This is a genomic window from Vibrio sp. 1751 (assembly GCF_033339895.1).
GTDB classification, from domain to species: domain Bacteria; phylum Pseudomonadota; class Gammaproteobacteria; order Enterobacterales; family Vibrionaceae; genus Vibrio; species Vibrio alginolyticus.
Window position 1 is genome coordinate 1 of record NZ_JAWOVM010000126.1, and the last position, 8,742, is coordinate 8,742.

General features: G+C 44.1%; 6 protein-coding genes and 1 pseudogene. 2 read left to right on the forward strand and 5 right to left on the reverse strand.

Annotated features, from left to right (window positions below; all coding sequences use genetic code 11):
• Positions 1-144: pseudogene (locus tag R7041_RS21650) on the forward strand (pyruvate kinase); the annotation flags it as partial.
• A 157-nt stretch (positions 145-301) separates the two neighbouring features.
• Complete coding sequence (locus R7041_RS21655; protein WP_082245239.1) at positions 302-988, forward strand: GntR family transcriptional regulator; 687 nt, start codon at positions 302-304, stop codon at positions 986-988.
• Positions 989-1,042: 54 nt separating this feature from the next.
• Here the strand turns inward: R7041_RS21655 and R7041_RS21660 are convergent, their stop codons facing one another.
• The 5 genes from R7041_RS21660 to calR all read right to left on the reverse strand — a co-directional run.
• Positions 1,043-2,923 carry a GGDEF domain-containing protein gene (locus R7041_RS21660; protein WP_064368966.1) on the reverse strand — a complete coding sequence of 627 codons (1,881 nt, stop codon included), beginning with the start codon at positions 2,921-2,923 and terminating at the stop codon, positions 1,043-1,045.
• A 110-nt stretch (positions 2,924-3,033) separates the two neighbouring features.
• A complete protein-coding gene (gene ilvN / locus R7041_RS21665; RefSeq protein WP_005379697.1) occupies positions 3,034-3,528 on the reverse strand; it encodes an acetolactate synthase small subunit in 495 nt (164 codons plus the stop codon).
• A gap of 1 nt (position 3,529) precedes the next feature.
• Complete coding sequence (locus R7041_RS21670; RefSeq protein ID WP_064368965.1) at positions 3,530-5,254, reverse strand: acetolactate synthase 3 large subunit; 1,725 nt, start codon at positions 5,252-5,254, stop codon at positions 3,530-3,532.
• Positions 5,255-5,703: 449 nt separating this feature from the next.
• A complete protein-coding gene (locus R7041_RS21675) occupies positions 5,704-7,512 on the reverse strand; it encodes an AMP-dependent synthetase/ligase (protein WP_064368964.1) in 1,809 nt (602 codons plus the stop codon).
• A 294-nt stretch (positions 7,513-7,806) separates the two neighbouring features.
• The coding region (gene calR, locus R7041_RS21680; RefSeq protein ID WP_318084366.1) for a LysR family transcriptional regulator CalR at positions 7,807-8,742 on the reverse strand (936 nt) is incomplete at its 5' end.

Here is an 8,742-nt window from a genome sequence, read left to right on the forward strand (position 1 = left end):
GAAAGCACTGACGCATTCTACGTAGCGGGTAAAGAACTTGCTCTAGAATCAGGTCTAGGTAACAAAGGCGATATCGTTGTTATGGTTTCTGGCGCTCTAGTTGCTTCAGGTACTACGAACACAGCTTCTGTACACGTACTATAAGACTGAACTTTTAACACTTCAGTTTCTTGAGAAGGAGGGCTTATGCCCTCCTTTTTTATATGGCTTTCTTGCTCTCATAATAGGCTAATTGTATTATTCACCTCTATCAGAATTTCGTACTGTTTAATTTTATCGTCACGATTAAAGTTTCTATGAGGTGTATGTGTCTAGTCCCACTCTTACCGACAAAGTATTAAGAATGATCCGTCAGGATATTCTCGATGGCGAGCTTAAACCAGGTCAAAAACTCGTGGTTGCCGAACTCAAAGAGAAGTACAACGTAGGAGCGTCACCCATTCGAGAAGCATTGGTGCAATTATCTTGGAGCAAGTACGTCAAACTCGAGCCGCAAAAAGGCTGCTGGGTTGCACCTGTATGTAAAGATGAGTTACATGACTTGTACGAAAGCCTGCAAACGGTCTCCGCATGCTTACTCAGTAAGGCAATTATGATTGGCGATGAAAAATGGGAACTGGATGTACTAACTGCTTATCACAAGTTATCCCGAGTAAAACCTGGCGAAAGCTTTTGTTGGAGGGAATGGGAAGAGCGCCAAAATCAGTTTCTTACTGCGCTGTTTGAAGGTGCTGGCTCTGTCAATATGTTTGGGTTTTTCTGCGATCTACTCACGCAAATTAAACGCTACCAATACTTCGCGATGCAGATTTTAGGCACAGGGAACCCTGGGCACTGTAATCTCGATGAGCAAGAAATACTGATGAAGGCATCGCTAGACAAAAAGAGTCAGGATGCTTTAGGTTATCTAGAGCGTTATTTGAGACAGTCAATACAGTGTATCGAAGCCGCCATCGGCAACCAATGTCGCATACTGGCTAGCGAATAACGCTGAGACTAAAAAGCGGGGGTCTATCCCCGTTTTTTCGTTTTTGTAAAAGCACTAAGCAATATCATCATAACTATGACATAGCGATACGCAGTTACGCCCTGCACTTTTTGACTCATACAAAGCAATATCAGCACATTTATACGTTCTTGTACGATCAGAGGTTAAATCACTATACCCAGCACTGACAGTAATGCCTCTATCACTACGCATTTGAACCGCGACACGTAGCCTGTTCAATACAATTTCAGCCTCTTCTAGTGTTGTATGCGGCATAATCACTGCAAATTCCTCACCACCGACACGAGATACAAAGTCTGTGCTGCGGACTTCTTCTAGGAGGGTTTCTGCGACACTACAAATCACCTTGTCTCCTTCGTCGTGGCCAAGCTCGTCATTAATACGTTTAAAGTGGTCAATATCAAACAACGCCAAACAAGCAGGAGGGCTATCAGGATAGCGTTCAATAATCCCCGCATATTGCGCCAATTGCTCTTCAAATTTTCGGCGGTTCCACAACCCCGTCAAGCCATCTTTTTCGCTTAGGTTTCGTAATTTTTCTTCTAACTCTTTTTGCCCAGAGATATCCACCAGCGACGTAATGTAATAACTCACTTTACCTGATTTGGTTAAATTCGCCTGAATACGCATTATTGCAGTAAAGACTTGATTAAACTTAGTTCGACAACGAATCTCCCCTTCCCATACGTGTTCACTCTTCAGTGTTTTCCAGATACTCAGGTTTGCTTCGAGATCTTCAGGTAAGAGAATTAAATGATGTGCACTCCAACCTTGGGCATGCTTGGTTGAGTAACCCATCATGTTTTCAAACTCTTGATTAACCATGATGATTCTATGTGAAGCATCCGAGATCATCACCGCAGTCATACCATCAAGAGCAGCTCGAGCCAACTTCGATTCCATACTATGACGCCGATAATGCAGAGCAAGGGCTGCCGTCGGCAAAGTGAAGCCGAGCACCAAACTTAAAACAAAAAACGCTTCTTGGATTAAGTCATCAATATCCCTCTGAGCTCGGGATAATAACTGCTCATTGGTAAGATCAATAACCAGATGAATAGGTTCGCTAGAAACAAACTGGATGGTGCGATACGCGACCAAATTCGAACCATTGTAAGCATAGCCCGAATCTTTTGAATTTAAACTACGCCAAATGTTTGGGTACATCCGGCCAAAATTAAATTGAGAGCGAGCGGGAATTATATGGCCATATAAACGAGCTGATTTAGGGCTATCAATGTAAAATCCGTCACTTTTAATCAGCTCAATATGGAAATCAAGCACTGACGAATAGTTGAGTCGAGAGGATAAATAGTCAATATCAACATTAAGCACAAGATACCCTTCGCGCTTTCCGTTAAGCGAAATAGGCATCAAAATACGCAGTGACGGGCTATAGGGATAGACTAACTCGCCATACTCTCGTTCTAAACCTATCCCCCACGAAGCGATTTCGCCATCGTCTAAGTTCTTAGCGAATTGAAAGTAATCTCGCTCTGACTTATTTTGCAATTTGATCGCGGGCAACGCAGCGCCTGTTTCAATCTCATAATTAATCCTCACTTTTTCTCGACCAGAAACATCAAGAAAGCGAATTTGCTTATACAACTTTTGATTGATTGCGACCGAGATCCACATGTCTTCTAAGATGGAACGGTTCACCCGGTTAGGTTGGCGCAGATATTCATACAGACTTTGGCTGTGACCAAGTAGGTCACTGATCGTTTCGATTTGATCCTGAATATTGCTGTATTCACGGCCAGTATAGGCCAATTGATGTAACGCTTCTTGAGCGGTGTTCTCAACATTGTTTTCTAACAACGTCAGATATTTCTGATAGTAGTAAGCGGCAGTGAGTGCACTAAAAAATAGTGCTGTCGCCAATAAGGTGCCGACTCGCTTAGGTACTTTCACACGTCTAATGCCTATCATGCTTACTAAAACGACAATTATATCATTAATTGTTATTTTCTAAACAAAAAAGCCACTTAGATTAAGTGGCTTTTCTATATGCAATCAGAGAGTTAAGGTTTGAGGGCTCGCTCTCCTCGCGCAATGCCAACGACACCACTACGAGCAACTTCGACAACTTCGGTCACTTCGGATATCGCTTGAATGAAGGCATCTAGCTTTTCACTCGTACCCGCAAGTTGTACGGTGTATTGGGAAGCCGTGACATCCACGATCTGGCCACGAAAGATGTCTGCCGTCCGCTTCACTTCTGCTCGCGCAAAACCACTGGCTTTCACTTTCACCATCATCAGTTCACGCTCAATGTGCTCATACTCGGTGACTTCTTGTACTTTCAGCACATCGATCAATTTGTGTAACTGCTTCTGAATTTGTTCCAACTGCATCTCATCAGATGTCGTGGTAATGTTCATTCGCGACAGGGTTTCATCATCAGTCGGTGATACCGTCAAAGATTCAATGTTGTAACCACGTTGAGAGAACAAACCAACAACACGAGACAACGCACCCGGTTGGTTTTCCAATAGCAATGAAATAATGTGTCTCATATTAAGTTCTCTCCGTTTTGCTTAGCCACATTTTATCCATACCCTCACCTTTGATTTGCATCGGGTATACGTGTTCGGTTTCGTCTACGTTGATGTCCACAAACACCAGACGATCTTTCATATCCAACGCTTTTTGTAGCCCTTCTTCGAGCTGATCAGGCGTTTCGATACGAATACCGACGTGACCATAAGCTTCTGCAATCGCTGCAAAGTCAGGAACAGAACTCATGTAAGAATTAGAGTGACGACCTTGATAAATAATGTCTTGCCACTGTTTTACCATGCCTAAGAATCGGTTGTTCAGGTTGATGATCTTCACTGGAATGTCGTATTGCATGGCTGTCGACAATTCTTGAATGTTCATCTGAATACTGCCGTCACCAGTCACAACCACGACCTCTTCTTGTGGCATGGCAAACTTCACGCCCATGCCAGCCGGAAGACCAAATCCCATGGTGCCAAGACCACCAGAGTTTATCCAACGGCGCGGCTTATTGAATGGGTAGTATAGCGCCGCAAACATCTGATGCTGGCCCACATCAGACGCCACATATGCGTCGCCATTAGTTAGCTTGTGCAGCGTTTCAATTACTTGCTGTGGCTTGATTCGTTCTGGAGACGTTTCATAAGACAAGCAGTTGCGGTCACGCCATACTTGAATGTCACCCCACCATGCGGTGATAGCATCTTGATCATTTCCACTACCTTGCTCTGCAAGCAGCCCGAGCATGGTTGTCAGCACTTTTTCCGCAGAACCTACGATCGGCAAATCCACTTTCACGTTTTTCGAGATCGATGACGGATCGATATCAATATGCATCACTTTTGCGTTTGGGCAGTACTTTTCAAGGTTGTTGGTTGTACGGTCATCAAAACGCACACCGATACCAAAAATAAGATCCGCTTCATGCATTGCCATATTAGCTTCGTAAGTGCCGTGCATACCCAACATGCCCAGTGAGTTTTTATGTGTACCCGGGAATGCCCCCAAGCCCATCAAAGTACTCACAACGGGTAGGTTCAGTTTGTCGGAAAGCTCTAAAATATGTTCATGGGCGCCAGAAATCACCGCACCACCACCGATATAAAGCACTGGTTTTTTCGCTTCTAATAGCGATTTTAGCGCTTTTTTAATCTGGCCTTTATGGCCCGAAGTTGTCGGCTTGTAAGAGCGCATTGAAAGCGTTTCTGGATATTGATAAGGCAGTTTGATTTGCGGGTTCATTACATCTTTTGGCAAATCAATCACAACTGGACCAGGTCGACCTGTAGTCGCGATATAAAACGCTTTTTTGATTGTTTCAGGAATATCTTCCGCTTTTTTTACTAAAAAGCTGTGTTTGACCACTGGGCGGGAGACACCGACGATGTCACATTCTTGGAAAGCATCATTACCAATTAGGCTATTCGGTACGTTACCCGAGATAACGATCATTGGGATAGAGTCCATATACGCTGTTGCAATACCCGTAATGGTATTGGTCGCGCCCGGCCCCGAGCACACAAGTACGACACCCGGTTTACCGGTAGCTCGAGCGTAACCATCTGCCATATGAGTGGCGGCTTGCTCATGCCTTACAAGTACGTGTTTGATTTGATCGGTTTTGGCATGCAGTGCATCGTAGATATCCAAAACAGAGCCACCTGGGTAGCCAAAGATCTGCTCTACGTGCTCTTCTATCAGAGATTGAACCACCATCTCTGCGCCTGACAACATTGCTGTCATAATTGCTCTCCTTAGCCAGTTTCCTCACCGTAAGGTCAACGGATTGGTCTGGTTTTACATAGTCTAGGTCTTATTCGTAGCCTAATCGAAATACTTCCACGTTTTCGGCTATGTCTTGCGTTCGTCATAACATCCCGCAAGGTTACCCAACAAATGTAACGTTTTATTATCAAAGGGTCTAATGAGAGATTGGTCTACTTTTTAAACAAGATACTAGTAATTAGAATGTTAGTAGGAATAGCAGCCACACATCTCCTATTTCACAGTACAAACTAAAAAGTCAACGCTCAAAAAAAGAACATTATTTCATAAGCTTTTAGCTATTGGGTGCGAAATAGCGTTATTTGACGAGCAAAGCAGAAAAAATCAATACAAACAAAAATCCCCAGCAATGCGCGATCACATCACTGGGGATTTTTTCATCAATATAAAATCTAAGTCAGCTTAAGTTACTTTTTATCCGACTTTTCCTTATACATTTCTTCAATTTCATCTTGGTATTTGTCATTGATGACTTTACGACGAAGTTTTTGAGTTGGCGTTAACTCACCATCATCCATAGAGAAAGCTCTTGGTAACAGTTTAAACTTCTTCACTTGTTCAAACTTTGCCAACTCTTTTTGAAGATCGTTCACACGCTTCTCAAGCATTTCGACCACCTGGTGGTGCTTAATCAACTCAACGCGATCGTGATATTTGATATTCAGCTCTTTCGCGTATTCTTCTAGCGAGTCATAACAAGGCACGATAAGTGCAGAAACAAACTTACGAGTATCCGCAATGACTGCGATTTGCTCGATGAAGTGGTCTTTACCAATCGCACCTTCAATCATTTGTGGAGCGATGTATTTACCACCTGAAGTTTTCATCAACTCTTTGATACGGTCGGTGATGAACAAGTTGCCATTTTCATCAATGTAACCAGCGTCGCCCGTTTTTAGGAAACCGTGCTCATCAAAGGTCTTTTCCGTCTCTTCTGGCATTTTGTAATAGCCACGCATCACCATTGGACCACGAACCAGAATCTCGTTGTTTTCGCCGATCTTAACCTGTGCGCCAGGCATCGACATACCAATAGAGTCGGGGTTAAAACATTTATCATCCCAACACGATACTGTCGCCGTGGTTTCAGTCATGCCGTAGCCCAACTTAACGTTGATACCAATCGCATGGAAGAATCGACCGATGGTTTCATCCAGCTTTGCACCGCCACAAGGCATAAAGTTGATTTGCCCGCCAAGTAGCGCACGCAGTTTGCTCAGAACCAACTTATCCGCCAAAGCGTATGACTTACGCAGCAAGAGCGATGGCTGACGTTTTTCTTGATGACAAGCGGCCATTTTTGCACCCATGTTGACTGCCCAAGTAAACATGATCTTACGGTGAATCGGCGCGCGAGACACTTTCTCGTGAATCGCAGAGAAGATCTTCTCATAGAAACGCGGTACGGCACACATCACGGTAGGTCGCACCTGGCTCAGTGCATCACGTACTTGCATGGTGTCTTGCAAATAGCAGTTGGTCGCCCCTTTGTACAATACATAAAAGGTCCAAGCGCGCTCAAATACGTGTGACAACGGAAGGAAACATAATGACACGTCACTTTGAGAAAGGCTCAAGCGCTGATCGTGCCCTTCCAATTGCGCCGCAATGTTTGCGTAGTCCAACATAACGCCTTTTGGCTGCCCTGTTGTACCCGAGGTGTAGATCAGCGTGAGTAGATCATCTTCTTTTGCCTGATCTAAACGCGCATCCAATTCAACTTGATATGTAGTGTCGCCTTTGGCAACAAATGCTTGCCAAGAGATAACGAAATCATGATCGCCAAGTTCTATATCATCAGACATCGTAACAATGAGCTCTAACTGTTCGCACTGGTCGAAAATGCTCACGGCTGCATCAAATTGAGGCTGTTCACCAACAAACAGAACTTTGACGTCTGCATTGTTAATGATGTACGCCGACTGAGCGGCAGTATTGGTTGGGTAAATAGGTACTGTCACGCTGCGTAATTGCAGTGCTGCGATATCAGCGATCGTCCATTGCGGCATGTTGTTCGAGAAAATGCCGATCTTATCTTGGACTCCTAATCCCTGAGCCAAAAGTGCAAGTGATAAAGCATCAACTTGCTGACCAAATTGCGTCCACGTAATACCTTGCCACTCCTCACCCACTTTATGCTTGAGTGCAACGCGTGTACCACCGTTCGCAATTTGTTCACGAATACGTTTAACGATATGAAAATCTAACTTGGCCATTCTTTTACTTACCTTTTGGCTTACAGGCGTAAGCTAATTGAGCGAACAAGTGTACTCACGGCTTGCTAAAACGCAACTGACCAGTATCAAACTTATCACTAATAAGAGACAACTATCACTTATACGTCGCGTAACGTAACTCAAATTGCTGAATGATTACTCTATTTAACTTACTGTTTCGATTGTTGATTACGAAAACAAAAAGCCCCGAGAGACAAAAATCGCTCGGGGACCAATGAATTGTAAAAATTGATGATTACCAATATGGTCTAATCGAGAAGACCAAACGTCATCTTATTTTGCGGCAACGACTTCACCACAAGTGATCATCAGTTGATCGCGCAGCCAAATGTGGCCTTTATCTTTTTCGCTTGATTCATGCCAGCTTAAGAAGCCGCTGATTTCTTTGTTCGCAAATGGGAAATCAAGAATTTGCAGTTGATCGCTGTTTACCGCATTTTCCGCCATCCAACGTGGTGCAATAGTCACAAGCTCAGATTGACCCACCACGTATAGTAGGTTGCTTAAACTAGAACCTTCATACGCCGCTTGGCAATCCAGTTCACGGTACGCTTGCTCTGAGAAACTACGTTGGCCATGCACTTTCGATAACTTCGCATGCTTTTCGTTAAGCAGTTGCTCAGCCGTCACACCACCTTGAATGCGTGGGTGTGTTTTTGATGCGATAACCACTAATTCATCTTTGAAGATTTCAGTACTTGAGAAACCTTGCTCATCAAAACGAGCGTAGTCGATCACGAAATCAATTTCTTGGTAGCGCATACGCTCAGACAACAAACGGTCAAATTCTGCATCTAGGTGAAGCTGAACGTTTGGTGCTTGTTGATTCACTTTTGCCATGATCTTCGGAGCAAAACGCATGTCGCAAGGGCTGCAAATCGCAAGCTTGAATAAGCGAGTCGAAGATTCTGGCTGGAATACGGAGCTAGGAAGTTCATTGCGAATCAGCTGCAGTGCTTGGCGAATAGGACCAAACAGTTGACGTGCTCGTTGCGTAGGCTGAATACCACGGCCTTGGCGCATGAATAGCTCGTCGTTAAACATCACTTTTAAGCGTGCCACGGCGTTACTTACCGCCGGTTGAGACATGCCTAGGTTATGTGCTGCACGAGTAATATTTTGCTCTTGCATTACAGCATCAAATACAGTCAGTAGGTTTAAATCTACACCACGCAAAGTGCTTTCCATACGGTAGCTAGCAATTGCGCT

Excerpts from the sequence above, each read along its gene's own strand:
- R7041_RS21675 (WP_064368964.1), bottom strand. The coding sequence starts at position 7,512 with ATGGCCAAGTTAGATTTTCATATCGTTAAACGTATTCGTGAACAAATT.
- ilvN (WP_005379697.1), bottom strand. The coding sequence starts at position 3,528 with ATGAGACACATTATTTCATTGCTATTGGAAAACCAACCGGGTGCGTTG.
- R7041_RS21670 (WP_064368965.1), bottom strand. The coding sequence starts at position 5,254 with ATGACAGCAATGTTGTCAGGCGCAGAGATGGTGGTTCAATCTCTGATA.